Genomic DNA, 17,130 nt, shown 5'->3' on the forward strand with positions numbered 1-17,130 from the left:
GGCTTTCCGCATGGATCACCGGGAGTTCATCGCCACCTTGCCTCGGGACGTATTGGCCGGGCTGACCGAGGCCGAGAATGCGCCCGGCGTATTCCGGCTGGCGGTGCATTTCGGGCTGATCGGGCTGTTCGGTGTCTGGATCGGGCTGGGCTGGCCTTTGTGGTGGGCGCTGCTGATTCCGCAGGGTATCGCCATCTGTTTCCTGTTCACGCTGGAGCACGAGGCGACGCACAAGACGCCGTTCCGGTCGCCCTGGCTGAATGAAGCGGTGGGGCGGGTGTGTGGCCTGCTGATCGTGCAGCCGTTCGAGTGGTTCCGGTATTTTCACCTTGCGCATCACCGGCACACCAACATCCCCGGCAAGGACCCCGAACTGCTGGCCGGGGCGAAACCCGAAGGCTGGCGCGCCTATCTTTGGCATGTGACCGGCCTGCCGTTCTGGGCGGCCATGCTGACCCGGACCCTGGGGAATGCGGCGGGGGTCGACCCGGGCGATTACGTGCCCGAGCGCGCGCGGCCGCGCATGGTGAGGGAGGCGCGGGCGATGCTGGCGCTCTATGCCGTGGCGCTGGCGAGCCTCGTGGTGACGCCCTTGCTGTTCTGGGTGTGGATCCTGCCGGCGCTTCTGGGGCAGCCGTTTCTGCGGCTGTACCTGCTGGCGGAACACGGGCGCTGTGCCTTCGTGGCGGATATGTTCCGGAACACGCGCACCACCCATACCAACCGGATCGTGCGGTTCCTGGCGTGGAACATGCCCTATCACACCGAGCATCACGCCCTGCCGCAGGTGCCGTTCCACCGCCTGCCGGAGCTGCATGGCATGATGCAGGGGCATCACGGTGTCGTCTCGGACGGGTACGTGGAATTCACCCGAGAGTATGCCGCGACCTTGCGCTGATGGGCCAGTCGGGGTAACCGGCGTTCAAACCGGGATTGAGTGAAACGCCATGGATGACCTGAGAGACAAGTACCTGAGTGCCATTGCCGAGGCCGGTGACGAGGCCGCGCTGGAGGATCTGCGCGTGCAGGCCGTGGGCAAGAAGGGCGAAGTCGCGCTGAAGATGCGCGAGCTGGGCAAGATGACGCCCGAAGAGCGGCAGGAGATGGGGCCGAAGCTGAACGCGCTGAAGGACGAGATCAACTCTGCGCTGGCGGCCAAGAAGGTGGCGCTGGCGGATGCCGCGCTGGACGAACGGCTGCGCGAGGAATGGCTGGACGTGACCCTGCCGGGACGGCCGCGGCGGCAAGGCACGATCCACCCGATCAGCCAGGTGACCGAGGAAGTCACGGCGATCTTCGCCGACATGGGGTTCGCCGTGGCCGAGGGGCCGCAGATCGACACCGACTGGTACAATTTCGACGCGCTGAACATCCCCAGCCACCACCCGGCGCGGGCCGAGATGGACACGTTCTATATGCATCGGGCCGAAGGGGACGACCGCGCGCCCGACGTGCTGCGCACGCACACCTCGCCGGTGCAGATCCGGCACCTGGAAAAGCATGGCGCGCCGTGCCGCATCATCGCGCCGGGCCGCGTGTACCGTGCCGATTACGACCAGACCCACACGCCGATGTTCCACCAGGTCGAGGGGCTGGCCATCGACAAGGATATCTCGATGGCGAACCTGAAATGGGTACTGGAGGAGTTCTTCACCGCCTATTTCGGCACCTCGGTGAAGACCCGTTTCCGGGCCTCGCACTTTCCCTTCACCGAACCGTCGGCGGAGGTGGACATCCAGTGCGCCTTTGAAGGCGGCACGGTCAAGGTGGGCGAGGGCGACGACTGGCTGGAAGTGCTGGGGTCGGGCATGGTGCATCCGCATGTGCTGCGCTCGGGCGGGATCGACCCGGATGAATGGCAGGGCTTTGCCTTCGGCATGGGGATCGACCGGATCGCGATGCTGAAATACGGCATCCCGGACCTGCGGGCGTTCTTTGATTCGGACCTGCGGTGGCTGCGGCACTACGGCTTCGCGGCGCTGGATGTGCCGACGCTGCATGGCGGCTTGAGCCGGTGACCGTCGGGCAGGGCATTCTGGCGCTTTTGTGCGTGATTGCCGCTCTGCTTACCTATATCGCAATCAAGGTTGCGCGGGCGTTTCGGCGGCTGACCGAGGCGCGGATCAGGCTCTATACCAAGCATTTGACCCACTTGCACGGGATGGCGCATGCGCTGAACCACGGGCAGGATCTGCCTAAGCGTGCGCCGGGGGCGGACCGGGCGATCGACGTGATCGCGTCGGTTGCGGTGATGCGGGCCAGCACTGAGGCCTACGAGGCGGTGCTGGCGTATCACCATGCCCGGAGTGAGCGGCAGGGTGCGGCGCGGATCGAGGCCGCGAAGCAGGCGCTGGAGGCAAAGCTGGTCGAGCTGAATGCGCGGATGCGCGATGATCTGAAGCTGAACCGTGGCGCGGGCCAGATTCCGAATGCAGAGCTGTTTCGCGTCCAGCGCGGATCGTGATCGCGTAGACAGCGCAGCGTTCGTGGCCTAGGCTGAGCGCGAAAGGAGCCCTGCCATGGCGCTCACGCAGTTGATCTATGCCTCTCGCCCTTTCGGATATGACGACGCGATGCTGGCCGGTATCCTGCTGGATGCGCGGCGGTGCAATGAACGGGACGGGATCACCGGGGCGTTGATCTGTCGGGCGGATCTGTACCTGCAATTGCTGGAAGGGCCCGACAAGGCCGTTAGGCACTGTTACGCGCGCATTCGGCAGGATGACCGGCATATCGAACCGCGCAACCTGCTGGAGCGGTCGATCAAAACGCGATTGTTCCCGGCCTGGGCGATGAGAGACGACCCAGCGCAATCCTGGGTCTGGAGCCGCGAGGCGGTGCGCGCGGGCGCGGTGGAACAGGCGACCGAGGACGAGGTTCTGGGCTTTTTCAACCGGCTGGCGGCGGACGGCGTGGTGCCTTTTCCGCAGGATTAGGGTCTTTTGCTTGCCAATTCGGGCGGCGTGGTCTTTCTAGGGCGCGACTTTCGACAGACCCGGGGAGAGTGCCATGCAGATGTTCAAGGACAAGCGCCATGTGAATGCCGAGACACGCCGGCTTTACGCCATTTTCGAGCTGTTGCACACGCTGGCGGATTTCGTCGCCGCGTTCTCGTTCCTGATCGGGTCGATCCTGTTCTTGTGGAAGGCGACGGAAACCGTGGCGGTGTGGCTGTTCATCGTGGGGTCCGTGTTCTTTTGCCTGAAACCGACGCTGAAGCTGATCCGCGAGGTCAAGCTGGCCTCGGTCGGGGATACGGAGGACCTGGCGGAGCGGTACAGGCCTTGAGGTTTCGCGCCCGCAACGGCTCTGTTTTGCGCAAGGACCGTGCGCGACGGCGGTGCCGGTGCGGTCGCGCTTGACTTGGACGTGGCATCGGCTCAGCCTCTCGCGCAAAGGAGAGCTGTCATGAAAGATCAACCGGCTGACAATTTTACCCTGCGCGCACGGCGCGAGGGCGGCGGCACGCCCAGGCTGAACGACTGGGGAGCGGATAGTGACTATGGCACGTTGCGGTCGGTGCTGCTGGGGCCAATCGAGAATTACCGCTGGCTGAAGACCTCGTCGGTGAGCAAGAAGACGCTTCGGCGGGGGGTGGAATTTGACCCTAACGTTGCGAAAAAACAGCATGCCGAGATGGTGAGCGCCTATGAAAGCGCGGGCGTCGAGGTGCATACGCATGTGCCGGACCCCGAACTGCCCTACCAGGTCTATGCGCGGGACAGTTCGGTGATGACGCCCTATGGCGCGATCATCACGCATATGTCGCAATATTGGCGCCGGGGTGAGAATTTCCGGGCGATCGAGACCTACCAGGGTCTTGGCGTTCCGATTTACGATTTCGTCACCGCCGGCACCTTCGAAGGCGGTGATTTCAACGTGATCGAGCCGGGGTGCGTGCTGATCGGCTGGGAAGGCGAGGAAGGCCGGACCATGGAGCAGGGCGCGCGGCAGGTCGCGTCGTGGATGGAGGCCGAGGGCTGGGAAGTGAAGCTGGCCGATATCGACCCGTTCTATGTGCATATCGACCTGATGGTGGTGATGCTGGCGCCGAAGCTGGCCGCGGTCTGCACCGATTGCACCGATCCCGAGATCGTCGACTGGCTGCGCGCGAAGAAGATCGAGATTGTCGAGGTGCCGTTCCAGGAGACCATCGCACTGGGCTGCAACGTGGTGGCGCTGGGGCAGGACCGGGTGCTGCTGCCGGAAGGGTCGAAAACGCTGAAAGAGAAGTTGAAGGCGCTGGGGTTCACCATTTACGACCCGGACCTGAGCATGATCACCCAGGGGGGTGGCGGCGTGCATTGCATGTGCCAGAGCCTGATCCGCGACCCGGGGTGACCCGAATGAGTGGCTGCGCCACGCAGGTTTATTGGGAAGAGGGGCCAGCCCCTCACGTTGAAACTGCGTTTCAACGCTCTCCCCGGGATATTTCTAGCCAGAAGAAGAGATCGTGAGGCGGGCTCTGCCGGTCTGCCTTGTCCTGTTCTGGGGCGGGATGGCGCGGGCACATGCGTCGGAGCAGAGTTTCGTTCTTCTGTTGCCGACGGATGTCTACATTTCGGCTGGGGTGGCGAGCGTCGTCCTGACGGTACTGTTGCTGGCGGTGTTGCCGGCGCGGGCGGGCGAGGCGGTGTTTTCGCCGGTGCCGCTGGTGCGGCGGCCACGTTGGGCATTGCGGCATGGGACCAGCCTGCTGGCGACGGGGATCCTGGCATTCGGCGTCTGGCAGGGCTTTGCCGGGCCGCGCACGCCGATGGAGAACCCGATGCCGCTGTTGACCTGGACGGTGTGGTGGGTGGTGCTGGTGAGCCTGCAAGGGTTGATCGGCAATCACTGGCGCTGGACGAACCCGTGGATCGGGGTGGTGGCGGTGTTGGCGCGGTGGACGGGGATGCGGGCATTGATGCGCTATCCGCGCGGCTGGGGGTATTGGCCGGCGGTTGTGCTGTTCCTGGCGTTCGCGGCGTTCCTGTTGTGCGACCCGGCGCCGGCGGATCCGGCGCGGTTGGCCAGTGTCGTGGGGTTATACTGGTACGCGGTACTGTTCGGGGTGCTGCTGTTCGGGCCGGCGTTCCTGCTGCGGGGCGAGATGGTGACGGTCATGATGCGGGCCTATGGGCGCATGGGGCTGTTTGCCAAGGCGCGCGGGCGGCTGGCGGTTGGCCTGTGGGGCTGGCAGGGCGTGGTGCGGCGGGCGCCGCCGCTGGCGCTGGCGGTGCTGATGGTGTTCCTGCTGGGGACGGGCAGCTTTGACGGGCTGCACGAGACCTTCTGGTGGCTGGGGGTGATCGAGGTCAATCCTCTGGAGTTTCCGGGGCGGTCGGCGGTGGTGGTGCCGAACCTGGTGGGGCTGGCGGTGGCCAACCTTGGGCTGCTGGTGCTGTTTGCAGCCTGCCTGTATCTGGGTGAGCGGGTTGCCGGCACGGGGCGGAGCCTGCGGCAGGCGGTGTGCCTCTTCGCGCCGTCGATCCTGCCGATTGCGCTGGGGTACCACGTGGCGCATTACCTGCCGGCGTTTCTGGTCGAAGGGCAATACGTGGTGCAGATGCTGGACGACCCGTTGTCGAACGGGGCCCATTTGCTGGGCCTGGACGGGTTTTACGTGACCACGGGCTTTTTCAACACGCAGGACACGGTGCGGCGGATCTGGCTGAGCCAGGCCGGGGCCGTGGTGGTGGGGCATGTCGTCGCGATCCTGATGGCGCACTCGCTGGCCATGCGGGACAGGCCCGACCGGCGGCGCGCCGTGCTGGGGCAGGCGCCGCTGGCGGTGTTCATGGTGGCCTACACGTTCTTCGGGCTGTGGCTGCTGGCCTCGCCGCGCGGTTGAGGGCAGTTGGGTCAAAACACTGGACAAACCGGGGCGGGCTTCGCAGGATCGTGCCAAAGTCATTTCAAAGAACGGGGAGAGTTCGCGATGACCAAGCTGATCAAGGGCACGTCGCGCCGGGACGCGTTGAAAACACTGGCCGGAGCAGCGGCGGGCGCGGCGAGCCTGCCGCTTTGGGCGCGGTATGCGCAGGCGCAGAGCTCGGAGCCGATCAAGATCGGTTTTCAGCAGCACAGCACCGGCATCGGGGCCGCCTATGGCCGCTGGTACGGGCGCACCACCGAGGCGGCGGTGAAGTTGATCAACGAGGGTGGCGGCATCAACGGACGGAAGATCGAGATCATCGCCGAGGATGACGGCACCGATCCCAAGCGCGGTGCCGAGGTGGTGGAGAAATTCGCCAACCAGCATGGCTGTGACGTGGGCTTTGGCACGCTGTTTTCGCATGTTGTGATCGGGTCCGCGCCGCGGGCAGGCGAGTTGAAGCTGCCCTATTTCGTGGTGTCGGAAGGGCATCACGTGGCGAGCGGAATGCTGAACCGCTATACGCTGCAACCGGGCATCACCGATGTGAAAAGCCAGGTTCAGGCGATGGCGCCTTACGTGTCGGAGAACCTTGGCAAGAAGGTCACGATGATCTTTCCCGATTTCGCCTTCGGTCACGATCACCGGGATTTCTTTACCGCCGCGATCGAGGAACAGGGCGGCGAGGTACTGGAGCAGATCGCGATTCCGCCCAGCGAGACGAGCTTTACCAAGTATTTCCCGCAGATCCCACGCGATACCGAGGTGCTGTATCACGTGATGGTCGGCCCTGCCGTTCTGACCTTCGTGAAAGAACTGGGCGAGTTCTTTGGCGACCAGGGGCCGGAGATCTTCGGCTTTATCGACAGCCTGGAGGCGGTGGATATTTCCAGCCCGGGCCTGGAGTTTTTGGAAGGGACGTATTTCTGGGAAGGGATGCCGCGCTACGCGCAGGAGGACCAGAGCGAGCACGAGGCGTTCTATCGTGAGGCCGTGGGCGTGGACGAGACCGGCGCGTCGGTCAGCGACCCGAGCGACGTGTCGACCTATGCGCATATGTTCGGCTGCTGGGAGACGCTGCACATCATCAAGGCAGGAATGGAAGCGTCGGGCTATGCCGGGCCGCTGGACCGCGCAAAGCTGATCGAGGCGGTCGAGGCGATGGGCGATATGCCCGAAAGCCAGGCGCATCCGCAGGGGGCCAAGCGGTTCAATGGCAAGACGCACCAGGTGTTCGGGCATCAGCATATCAGCCGGGTCGAGAACGGGCGACTGGTGCGGGTGCACACGACGTCGATCGACGACACGATGTATCCCGACGAGGTGGATTACACCACGCAGCCGCTGTGATGCGTGCGGCGGGCGGGGGCGTGTGACCTGACCTGATGGAATTCGGACCTCATCTTATCCTCGCCACGCTGGAAGGCGCGGTGACGGCTGCGGTGCTGGCGCTGACCGCCGTGGGCCTGAGCCTTGTGTTCGGCGTGATGCGGGTGGTGAATATCGCGCATGGCGAGTTCTACATGCTGGGTGCGGTGATTGCCTGGTACGTCGCGCAGATGGTGGGGGGGCATCCGGCGCTGGGGTTCGTTGCCGCGTTGGTGATCGCGCCGCTGGTCGTGGGGGCGCTGGCGGCGGCGGCGGATGTGACCATACTGAAGCGTATTGAATATGATCCGGAGCGGACGATCGTGGCGACGATTGGCTTGCTCTATGTAATCCAGCAACTGACCCTGATGACCTATGGCCCCGAGGCGCGCCCCGTGGAGGCACCCTTCAGTGGCCGGGTCGAGCTGCCGTGGTACGAGTGGTTCGAGACGCTGTTCGGCATGGCGCAGCCCTGGGGCTGGAGCATCACCTCGTACAAACTGTTCGTAATCTTTGCCGCGGGCGCGGTGTTGTGCGGCGTCTGGGCGATGATGGCGCGGACGAGGATCGGGTTGTTGATGCGGGCGACGCAGGCGGATCGGGACATGGCGCTGGCCTTTGGCATCCCGGTGGAGCGGGTCTATGCGCTGGTCTTCGGGATCGGCGCGGGGCTGGCGGCGCTGGGGGCGGTGCTTATCGTGCCGATCCAGCAGGCGCATTACCTGATGGGGGTGGAGCCGTTGCTGCTGGCCTTCATCGTGGTCATCATCGGGGGGCTGGGGAGCCTGCCGGGAACCGTGCTGGCGGCGCTGTTCATCGGGTTGAGTGACGGGATCATCTCGGTCTTCTTTTCGCCGACGCTGGCGAAGATTTTGGCGACGCTGCTGGTGGGGCTGGTGCTGGTGTTCCGGCCGCAGGGCCTGTTCGGGACCAGAACGGCATGAGCATGGGCGGGCGCGTTCTGGGGCTGCACCTGGGCCTACTGGTGGTGCTGTTCGCGTTGCAGTTCGTGCTGCCGGCGTATCACCATGGGAACATTGCGCGGATCATGGTGCTGGCGTCTTACGCCGTGGGGTACAACATCCTTTTCGGCTACACGGGGCTGTTGAGCCTTGGGCACGCGTTGTTTTTTGCGGCGGGCATGTACGGGATGGGGCTGACCATCCAGCACGCGGGGTTCACGCCCGCGCCCGCGTTGATCGCGGGGATCGTGGCGGGGGCTCTGGTGGCCGGGGGGCTGGCGCTGTTGGCGCTCAGGACCTCTGGCGTGGCGTTCATGATCGTGACGCTGATGTTCGCGCAGGCGGGCTACCTGACGATCCTCTATTTCGGGGAATACACGCGGGGCGACGAGGGGTTTGTGATCCAGCAGGCGCAGCGGGTGCTGTGGGGGATCGACCTGATCGACCCGACGGCGCGGTATTTCGCGGCCTGGGGGCTGTTCTCGGTCTGCTTCCTACTGTCGTTGTGGCTGGTGCAGAGCCGGTTCGGGCGGACTCTGATCGCCATCCGCGAAAACGAGGAGCGGGTGCGGATGCTGGGCTACGACACCTATGCGCACAAGCTGGGGGCGATGGTGGCGTCGGGCACGATCTCGGCGGCGGCGGGGGCCTTTTACGGCCTTCTGTTCGGCTATGCCGGAGCCACCTTCGGGTCGGTGCAGTACTCGATCTTTCCGCTTTTGTGGGTGCTCTTGGGCGGCGCGGGCACCGTGCTGGGGCCGTTCGTGGGCACGCTCTTCATGTTCTACCTCATCGACCTCAGTTCCGGCGTCACCTCGGCCTATATGCTGATCGCGGGCGTGGCGCTGGTGGCGCTGACGCTCTTCGCGCCGCAGGGCCTGACCGGCGAAGTGCGGCGGCGGCTGTGGAAGGGACTGCCGTGATGCTGCTGAAGGTGCGGGGACTGTCCAAGTCGTTTGACGGGTTGCAGGCGGTCACGAACGTGGATTTCGACTTGCCGCAAGGCGAGGTGAGGGCGCTCATTGGTCCGAACGGGGCAGGCAAGACGACGCTGGTTGGCATGATCTGCGGGCGGATCGCGCCGACATCCGGGACCGTGACGTTCGACGGCGAGGACATCACCAGTCTGCCTGCGCACAAGCGGATCCTGAAGGGGATGGCGTACACTTTCCAGATCACCTCGATCTTTCCGCGTCTGCCGGTGCAGGAGAACGTGGCGCTGGCCGCGCGGCGGCGGTTGCAGGGTCGCGCGGTGGAGCCCGCCGTGGCGGAGGCGTTGGGGCGTGTGGGACTGGAAGGGCAGGCCGGTGAGGAGGCGGGAAACCTCAGCTACGGGCACCAGCGCCTGCTGGAGATCGCGATGGGGCTGGTGCAGGCGCCGCGCTTACTGATCCTGGACGAGCCGACGCAGGGCCTTTCGGAGGGCGAGATCGACGCGTTCAAGGCGTTGATCCGGGACCTGGCGGGCAAGACGACGATCCTGCTGATCGAGCACAACATGAAGGTGGTGATGGAGACCGCCGACACCGTGAGTGTGCTGAACTTCGGAGAGATGCTGGCCGAGGGGACGCCGGAGCAGATCCACGAGAATGCCGACGTGCAGGCGGCTTACCTGGGGACGGGATGATGCTGGAGTTGCAGGGGGTCAATGCGGGCTATGGCGCGGCGCAGGTGCTGCGGGACCTGTCGTTGCGGGTCGAGGCGGGAGAGATCCTGTGCCTGCTGGGGCGCAACGGTGCCGGCAAGACCACGACGATGCAGACGATCATGGGGCTGTTGCCGCTGATGTCGGGGCGGATCACGCTGGACGGGCAGGATATCGGCAGCCTGCCCCCGCACGAGGTGCCGCGCGCCGGGATCGGCTATATCCCGCAGGGGCGGCGGCTGTTCGCGGGCCTCAGCGTGGCGCAGAACCTGGAGATCGGGTTGCAGGTGCGTGGCGCGGGCAAGGACGTTCTGGACGAGGTGCTGGAGCTCTTTCCCCGGTTGCGGGAGCGGATGGACCAGCCGGCGCAGACCCTGTCGGGCGGAGAGCAGCAGATGCTGGCCACGGCGCGGGCGTTGTGCATCCAGCCCAAGGCGCTGCTGCTCGATGAGCCGACCGAGGGGCTGCAACCCTCGATGATCGAGGCGATCCGGCAAGTCATCGTCAGGATGCGCGCGCAGGGCGTGGCGATCCTGCTGGTGGAACAGCGGGTCGATGCGGTGCTCTCGGTGGCCGACCGGGTGGCATTCATCGAGAACGGGCGCAACGGCGAGGTGCTGAGTGCGGAAGCGCTGCGGCAGGATCACTCGATCGTGGATCGTTACGTGGGGGTTTGACGCGTTTCGCCTCTCGTTGATCCGCAAGGGTGACGGCAAAACGCTTTGAGTTGACAGGGCGAAATGCGGCGGCGCACGATGAGCGCACCCCGGCATGGAGAGCGCGGTGAGCGGTTACATGAGGCCCGAGACCCTTGACCATGCGCTGGCATTGCTGGCGCAGAGTGGCGGGCGCGTGGCGGCGGGATGCACCGATTTGTTTCCGGCGACGGCGGCACGGGCGTTGCAGGGGCCGGTGGTGGACATCAGCCGCGTGGCGGGCCTGCGCGGGATCGCGCGGGGCGACGATGGTGTGCGGATCGGGGCTGCAACCACCTGGAGCGATATCGTGAAGGCCGACTTGCCGCCCGCCTGCGACATGCTGAAACAGGCGGCGCGCGAGGTGGGCGCGGCGCAGATCCAGAACGCCGGGACACTGGGCGGGAACATCTGCAACGCCTCGCCCGCGGCGGACGGGGTGCCGTGCCTGCTGGCGCTGGAGGCGGAGGTCGAGTTGGCCTCGGCCACGGGACTGCGGCGGATGCCGTTGGAACGCTTCATCACCGGGCCGCGCAAGACGGCACTGAAGCAAGGCGAGGTCGTCACGGCGATACACCTTCCGCATCCGGCATTGGCGGGACGCTCGCGCTTTCTGAAGCTGGGCGCGCGGAGATACCTGGTGATCTCGATCGCCATGGTGGCGGTGCGGCTGGAGGTGACGGACAGTACGGTGTCGCGGGTCGCGATGGCGGTCGGAGCGTGCAGCGCGGTGGCCCTGCGATTGCCTGCGGTCGAGGCGGCGCTGATCGGGCGCAAGGCCGACCATACGCTGACGGATTGTGTCGACGCAGAGGCCGTGGCGGCCGCAGTGTCGCCGCTCGACGATATCCGCGCCGATGCCGCGTATCGGAGCCACGCCGCAACGGAATTGCTGCGCCGGGCTGTGGCGGATGTCGCGTGTGCGGAGCGCGCGGGATGAACCGGCCCATGGACACCTGTACCCTGACCGTGAACGGCCGGCGCCAGGTTCTGCCGGCGGACCCGGCACGGCGTTTGTCCGAGGTGCTGCGCGACGGTCTGGGCTTGCGCGGCACCAAGGTGGGCTGTGACGCCGGGGATTGCGGAGCGTGCACGGTTCTGCTGGACGGGGCGCCAGTTTGCGCCTGTCTGACGCCGCTGGGCCAGGCCGAAGGCCGCAGCATCGAGACGATCGAAGGGCAGAAGAACACCCCGTTGCAGCAGGCGTTCCTGCGGCACGGTGCGGCGCAGTGCGGGATCTGCACGCCCGGCATGGTGATGACGGCGGAGGCGTATCTGCGCGGCGCGAGCGCCCCGACACGGGCCGAGGCCGAGGAGGCGCTGGGCGGTGTCCTTTGCCGGTGCACGGGCTACACCAAGATCATCGACGCTGTGATGGATGCGGCCCCCGGCACGGTGGCGGAGATTCCGCAGCCGGGCCGGGCGGTGGGCGCGGCCGTGGCGCGGCTCGACGGGGCGGCGAAAGTCGACGGCACCGAAGCCTATGGCGCGGATGTCGTGCCGCAGGATGCGCTGCTGGTGCGCGCGGTGCGGGCCCCTTATGCACCGGCGTCCTTTGCCTTTGGCGATATCGACGGATGGGCTGCGGACAAGGGCGTGCGCGTCTTCACCGCAAGGGATATCGCCGGGACCAACCGTTTCGGCGTGATCCCGGCGTTTCGCGACCAGCCGGCATTGGCCGAGGACCGGGCGCGGCTGGCGGGCGAGGCGGTGGCGCTGGTCGCGGGCAAGCCTGCGATCATCGAGGCGCTGGACCTGTCGGAAGTTCCGATCACCTGGCGCGAGGATCCGGTGGACCGGCCGGTGCACGACGCGTATCCCGACAACCTGTTGATCGCGGGCAAGGTCCGGCGTGGCATGGCGCGAGAGGCGATGGCCGAGGCGGTGGTCATGGTCAACGGCGCCATGCGGACGGGATATGTCGAGCACGCCTATATCGAACCCGAGGCCGGGGTCGCCTGGATGGACGGCGAGACGCTGGTGATCCGGGCCTGCACGCAGGCGCCGATCATGGACCGGGACGATACCGCCGCCGTGCTGGGCCTGCCGCCCGGGGCGGTGCGGATCATTCCGGCGGCGACGGGCGGCGGCTTCGGGTCCAAGCTGGACGTCTCGCTGCAGCCGCTGATCGGGCTGGTCGCGCTGAAGACCGGGCGACCGGCGCGGATGGTCTATAGCCGGGCCGAAAGCATGGCCTCGACCACGAAGCGGCACCCGTCGGACATGCGTGGAACCATCGGTGCCGACGCCGAGGGGCGTATCGTGGCGATGGAGTTCGACGGCGATTTCAATACGGGAGCGTATGCAAGCTGGGGGCCGACCGTGGCCGGGCGCGTGCCGGTCCATGCCTCTGGGCCGTATTTCATCCCCAACTACCATGCCGAGGCGCGGGCGAATTACAGCTATCAGCCGATCTCCGGCGCGTTCCGGGGGTTCGGCGTGCCGCAGGCGGCGATCCTGCAGGAGACGCTGTTCGACGATCTGGCGAACCAGCTGGGCATGGACCGGCTGGCCTTCCGCAGGTTGAACGCGTTGCGCGATGGGCAGGCGACGGTGTGCGGTCAGACGCTTTACGGCGTGGGAATCGGGGCGTGCCTGGAGGCGCTGGAGATGCCGTGGCAGGACGCCTTGCGCCGGGCCGATGCGGCCAATGCCAGGGGCGGACACATTCGGCATGGCGTTGGTATCGCCTCCTGCTGGTACGGATGCGGGAATACGGCCATCGCCAATCCGTCGACCATTCGGATCGGGCTGACGTGCGACGGACGGCTGTGCCTGCACCAGGGCGCGGTGGATATCGGGCAGGGGTCGAACACGGTGATCCCGCAGATCGCGGCGGATGCGCTGGGGCTGCCCTTGGCGCAGTTCGAGATCATCGGGGCCGATACCGCGCTGACGCCGGACTGCGGGAAGACGTCCGGGTCGCGCCAGACCTACGTGACCGGCAGTGCGGCCTTGCGCGCCGGGCGGGCCTTGCGGGCGCTGATCCTGAAGCAGACGAATATGGGGCCGGAGGCGGTGTTGCGGCTGGACGGTACCGTGCTGCGCGTCAGCGATGGTGAACGCGAGCAACAGATTGATCTGACAGACCTTTCCGAGCAGGCGCATGGCTATGTGCTGTGGGCCGAGGAAAGTTACGATCCGCCGACGCAGCCGCTGGACGAGGACGGGCAAGGGGTGCCCTATGCCGTTTATGGCTACGGCGCGCAGTTGGTGGAGCTGTCGGTGGACATCCGCCTGGGGACGGTGAAGGTGCACAGGATCACCGCGGCGCACGACCTTGGCCGGGTGATCAACCCGCAACTGGCCGAGGGGCAGGTCGAGGGCGGCATCGCGCAGGGGCTGGGCCTGGCGCTGATGGAGGAGTTCATTCCGGGGCGCACAGAGAACCTGCACGATTACCTGATCCCCACCACGGGCGACATGCCGGAGATCGAGACGATTTTCCTGGAGGTGCCGGACCCGGAAGGGCCGATGGGCGCCAAGGGGCTGGGGGAGCATGTGCTGATCCCCACCGCGCCTGCGATACTGAACGCGATCCGGGATGCGACGGGGGCGTTGGTGACTGAGCTGCCCGCGCTGCCGCACAGGGTGCTGGCGGCGATACGGGAGGCGGGGCATGGCTGAGCGGGGGCAGGAGGAAAAGATCCGCTGCGATGCCTGCCCGGTCATGTGCTATATCGCGCCGGGCAAGATCGGGGCGTGCGATCGCTATGCCAACGAGGGTGGCCGCATCGTGCGGTGTGATCCCTTGACCATACTAGACCGTAGGGTTGCCAAGGGAGATGCGGTGAAGCCGTTCCTTGGGCCGGAGTGGGACGGCGAGATCCTGGGCGGCGAGGAGGTATTCGTCAGCGGCGTGGGGGCGGGCACGACCTATCCCGATTTCAAGCCCGCGCCCTTTATCGTGAGCCGCGAGGTCGAGGGGGCCGATTTCGTCACCGTGGTGACCGAGGCGATCTATTCCTATTGCGGGGTGAAGGTGAAGATCGACACCGACCGGCACCTCGGGCACGAGACCGCGACCGTGCGCAGCAATGGCGAGGCGGTGGGGCATGTGACCACCTCCGAATATGGCTCGCAGATGCTGTCGCTGGGCGGGGTCGATCACCTGACCGGCGGCGGTAAGGCCGAGGGGCGCGCGACCTGCGATGCGCTGATGCGGCTGTGCAACTGCGAGGCGGTGGAACTGGAGATCGACGACGGCGCGACGGTGGTCGTTGAGGCCGGGCAGGCGCCCGTGGTCAATGGTCAGCGCGAGGAGCGGATGCGCGTCGGCTGCGGCTCGGCCACGATCGGCATGTTCGCCAGCCAGTGGCACGGGCTGGTGGACGAGGTGGTGGTGGTGGACGATCATATCACCGGAGTGGTCAGCGAGCACCAGGCGGGCAAGGTGCTTGGCTGGCTCGATACCGGCATTCGCATCAAGGGGCGACGTTCGACGCCGGGGCGGTATTTCCGGGTGGCCGAGCCGGGACAGGGCTGGGGCGGTACCGACCTGGACGATCCGCTGGCGATCCTGAATCCGTGGCTGGAAAAGAAAGGCGCGCGGCCGGGGCTGACGCTTTTGATGGTCAGCACCACGGGGGAGCATCACGGGTACTATGTTCTGGATGACGACTTGCAACCGCGCGAGGCGCAGTTGCCGGAGGCGTTGAAACCGTCGGTGGCGCTGATTGCCGAGAATTGCGAGCCGGCGCTGTGCACGGTGATGTTCCAGGCGGGGGCGGGTGGGTCGCTGCGCTCGGGCGTGACGCAGAACCCGGTGAAGCTGACCCGCTCGGTGCAGGCGCTGAAGACGCGGGTGACCTGTGGCGGGGCGCCGGCCTTCGTCTGGCCCGGGGGCGGGATCACGCTGATGGTGGACGTGCTGAAGATGCCGGAAGGATCGTTCGGGCATGTGCCGACGCCCGCGCTGGTGGCGCCGCTGGAATTCACCCTGAGCCGGGCGGATTACCGTGCGCTGGGCGGACATGATGCGTCCGTGCGGACGGTGAGCGATATTCTGAAGCATGGCGGCGAGTACGGCAGCGCGGTGCGTGTCGTGGAGGGCGAGTGATGCCGGGCGCGCAGGCGAACTGGTTGCCGGATGGGCAACGGCTGCACCTGCATCACGGACCAATCGACATGATCGTGGGCATCGAAGGCGCGGGGCGGGACGCGGCGTTTCAGAGAGCGGTGGCGCGTTTCGAGACATTGCTGGACGAGTTGGTGGCGGAGCTGCCGCGTTTGCGCAGCCCCGTGGGCAGGCCAGTCGAGGGAGAGACGGCGCGGCGCATGGTCGAGGCGGTGCGGCCCTTTGCGCCGGAGTTCGTTACGCCGATGGCGGCGGTGGCGGGCGCGGGCGCGGAGACGATCCTGGCGGCCATTCGGGACGGGTCGGGCGTGCGCAAGGCCTATGTGAACAACGGCGGCGACGTCGCCTTTCACATCGGTCCGGGAGAGGCGATGCGGTTGGCGATTGCAAGCCCGGTGCCAGGGCATGTGACGGTACTGCATGGCAACCCGGTGCGCGGGGTGGCGACGTCCGGCGCGGGCGGGCGGAGCCATTCGCTAGGCATTGCCGATGCGGTGACGGTGCTGGCTCGGGACGCCGCGACAGCCGACGCCGCCGCCACGCTGATCGCCAATGCCGTGGACCTGCCGGGGCATCCGACGATTGTCCGTGTTCCGGCCTGCGAGGTGTCGCCGGACAGTGACCTTGGCGCGCGCGCGGTGACGCGGGCGGTCGGGGCGCTGACCCCGGCGGAGGTTGCCGAGGCGCTGGAGGCCGGGCGCGCCCATGCGGCCGGGCTGGTGACGCGGGGCGTGATCCATGCGGCCTGCCTGAGCCTGCGGGGGCAGTGCGTGACCGTCGGCGAGAGTTTGATGATCGAAGAAAGAGAGCCAGAACATGCCTGACTTCACCCTGCGCAAGACCGCGCTTTTCGTCGAGGAGATCCATCACGACGGCGGGCCTGCCGCCGGGACGCCGCGCCGCCGCGCCGCCATGGCGGCGCTGGTGAGAAACCCCTTTGCGGGCAGCTATGCCGAGGATCTGCAATCGGCGATGGACGACTTGAAGCCACTGGGCCTGATGATGACCGACCGTCTGATCGAGGCGATGGGCGGCCCTGAGGGTATCGACGGCTATGGCAAGGCCGCCATGGCGGGCGAGGCCGGGGAACTGGAGCATACCGCGCTGTGGCATGTGCCTGGGGGATACGCGATGCGCGCGCGGCTGGGCGAGGCGAAGGCGATCGTGCCCTCGTCGATGAAGCAGGGCGGGCCGGGGAGCCGGATCGACGTGCCGCTGGGGCATATCAACGCGGCCTATGTGCGCAGCCATTTCGACGGAATGGAAGTGGGCCTGCCCGACGGACCCCGTGCCGATGAGCTGCTTTTCGTGCTGGCCATGAGCCGGGGCGGGCGTATCCACGACCGGATGGGCGGGCTGACGGTGGACGAGGTAAAGGGCGAGGACGGGCTGCGCTGAAGGCGTTGGGGGGCTTTGCCCCCGTCCCGGGCAGGCCCGGGCCTCCCCCAGGATATTTTTGGCCAGAGGAAAAGGGAAGCGTCCGCGCGGGCAAGCCCCGTACGGGATATGTTCGAGGACCACGTATG

Annotated in this window: 17 protein-coding genes; all 17 read left to right on the forward strand. The window is 66.6% G+C overall.

The window, feature by feature from the left end; translation table 11 throughout:
- Positions 1–10: 10 nt before the first annotated feature.
- Positions 11–898, forward strand: coding sequence for a fatty acid desaturase family protein (locus FIU85_RS12150; protein WP_152497064.1), 888 nt, complete (start codon positions 11–13; stop codon positions 896–898).
- 49 nt (positions 899–947) lie between these two features.
- Entirely contained in the window at positions 948–2,018 is a 1,071-nt protein-coding gene (gene pheS, locus FIU85_RS12155) for a phenylalanine--tRNA ligase subunit alpha (protein WP_152494158.1), read from the forward strand.
- Positions 2,015–2,464: a hypothetical protein gene (locus tag FIU85_RS12160; RefSeq protein WP_152497065.1), complete on the forward strand. Its 450-nt coding sequence runs from the start codon at positions 2,015–2,017 to the stop codon at positions 2,462–2,464. The genes pheS and FIU85_RS12160 overlap by 4 nt, the downstream gene beginning before the upstream one ends.
- A 55-nt stretch (positions 2,465–2,519) precedes the next feature.
- Complete coding sequence (locus FIU85_RS12165) at positions 2,520–2,936, forward strand: BLUF domain-containing protein (RefSeq protein WP_152494156.1); 417 nt, start codon at positions 2,520–2,522, stop codon at positions 2,934–2,936.
- 73 nt (positions 2,937–3,009) lie between these two features.
- The gene (locus FIU85_RS12170; protein WP_152494155.1) at positions 3,010–3,288 is read left to right on the forward strand and encodes a YrhK family protein; all 279 of its coding nucleotides are present in this window, start codon (positions 3,010–3,012) and stop codon (positions 3,286–3,288) included.
- Between the two features lie 120 nt (positions 3,289–3,408).
- Complete coding sequence (locus FIU85_RS12175) at positions 3,409–4,341, forward strand: dimethylarginine dimethylaminohydrolase family protein (RefSeq protein WP_152497066.1); 933 nt, start codon at positions 3,409–3,411, stop codon at positions 4,339–4,341.
- Between the two features lie 112 nt (positions 4,342–4,453).
- Positions 4,454–5,833, forward strand: coding sequence for a hypothetical protein (locus tag FIU85_RS12180; protein WP_152497067.1), 1,380 nt, complete (start codon positions 4,454–4,456; stop codon positions 5,831–5,833).
- An 87-nt stretch (positions 5,834–5,920) separates the two neighbouring features.
- On the forward strand, positions 5,921–7,207 hold the full coding sequence (locus tag FIU85_RS12185; RefSeq protein WP_152497068.1) for an ABC transporter substrate-binding protein: 1,287 nt from the start codon (positions 5,921–5,923) through the stop codon (positions 7,205–7,207).
- Positions 7,208–7,242: 35 nt separating this feature from the next.
- Entirely contained in the window at positions 7,243–8,169 is a 927-nt protein-coding gene (locus FIU85_RS12190) for a branched-chain amino acid ABC transporter permease (RefSeq protein WP_152497069.1), read from the forward strand.
- Complete coding sequence (locus FIU85_RS12195) at positions 8,166–9,110, forward strand: branched-chain amino acid ABC transporter permease (protein WP_152497070.1); 945 nt, start codon at positions 8,166–8,168, stop codon at positions 9,108–9,110. Before FIU85_RS12190 ends, FIU85_RS12195 begins: the two co-directional genes overlap by 4 nt.
- Positions 9,110–9,814 (forward strand): ABC transporter ATP-binding protein, encoded by a 705-nt coding sequence (locus FIU85_RS12200; RefSeq protein ID WP_152498244.1) that lies wholly within the window; start codon positions 9,110–9,112, stop codon positions 9,812–9,814. The genes FIU85_RS12195 and FIU85_RS12200 overlap by 1 nt, the downstream gene beginning before the upstream one ends.
- Complete coding sequence (locus FIU85_RS12205; protein ID WP_152497071.1) at positions 9,814–10,509, forward strand: ABC transporter ATP-binding protein; 696 nt, start codon at positions 9,814–9,816, stop codon at positions 10,507–10,509. The genes FIU85_RS12200 and FIU85_RS12205 overlap by 1 nt, the downstream gene beginning before the upstream one ends.
- 106 nt (positions 10,510–10,615) lie before the next feature.
- Positions 10,616–11,467, forward strand: coding sequence for a xanthine dehydrogenase family protein subunit M (locus FIU85_RS12210; RefSeq protein ID WP_172978878.1), 852 nt, complete (start codon positions 10,616–10,618; stop codon positions 11,465–11,467).
- Positions 11,464–14,154 carry a molybdopterin cofactor-binding domain-containing protein gene (locus FIU85_RS12215; RefSeq protein WP_216648874.1) on the forward strand — a complete coding sequence of 897 codons (2,691 nt, stop codon included), beginning with the start codon at positions 11,464–11,466 and terminating at the stop codon, positions 14,152–14,154. The genes FIU85_RS12210 and FIU85_RS12215 overlap by 4 nt, the downstream gene beginning before the upstream one ends.
- On the forward strand, positions 14,147–15,586 hold the full coding sequence (locus FIU85_RS12220) for a 6-hydroxynicotinate reductase (protein ID WP_152497074.1): 1,440 nt from the start codon (positions 14,147–14,149) through the stop codon (positions 15,584–15,586). The genes FIU85_RS12215 and FIU85_RS12220 overlap by 8 nt, the downstream gene beginning before the upstream one ends.
- Positions 15,586–16,428, forward strand: a complete 843-nt coding sequence (locus tag FIU85_RS12225) for a UPF0280 family protein (protein ID WP_152497075.1) — start codon at positions 15,586–15,588, stop codon at positions 16,426–16,428. The genes FIU85_RS12220 and FIU85_RS12225 overlap by 1 nt, the downstream gene beginning before the upstream one ends.
- Positions 16,421–17,002: an amino acid synthesis family protein gene (locus FIU85_RS12230; RefSeq protein ID WP_152497076.1), complete on the forward strand. Its 582-nt coding sequence runs from the start codon at positions 16,421–16,423 to the stop codon at positions 17,000–17,002. The genes FIU85_RS12225 and FIU85_RS12230 overlap by 8 nt, the downstream gene beginning before the upstream one ends.
- Positions 17,003–17,130 lie beyond the last annotated feature (128 nt).

It is taken from the genome of Roseovarius sp. THAF8, from assembly GCF_009363735.1.
In the GTDB taxonomy this organism is placed as follows: domain Bacteria; phylum Pseudomonadota; class Alphaproteobacteria; order Rhodobacterales; family Rhodobacteraceae; genus Roseovarius.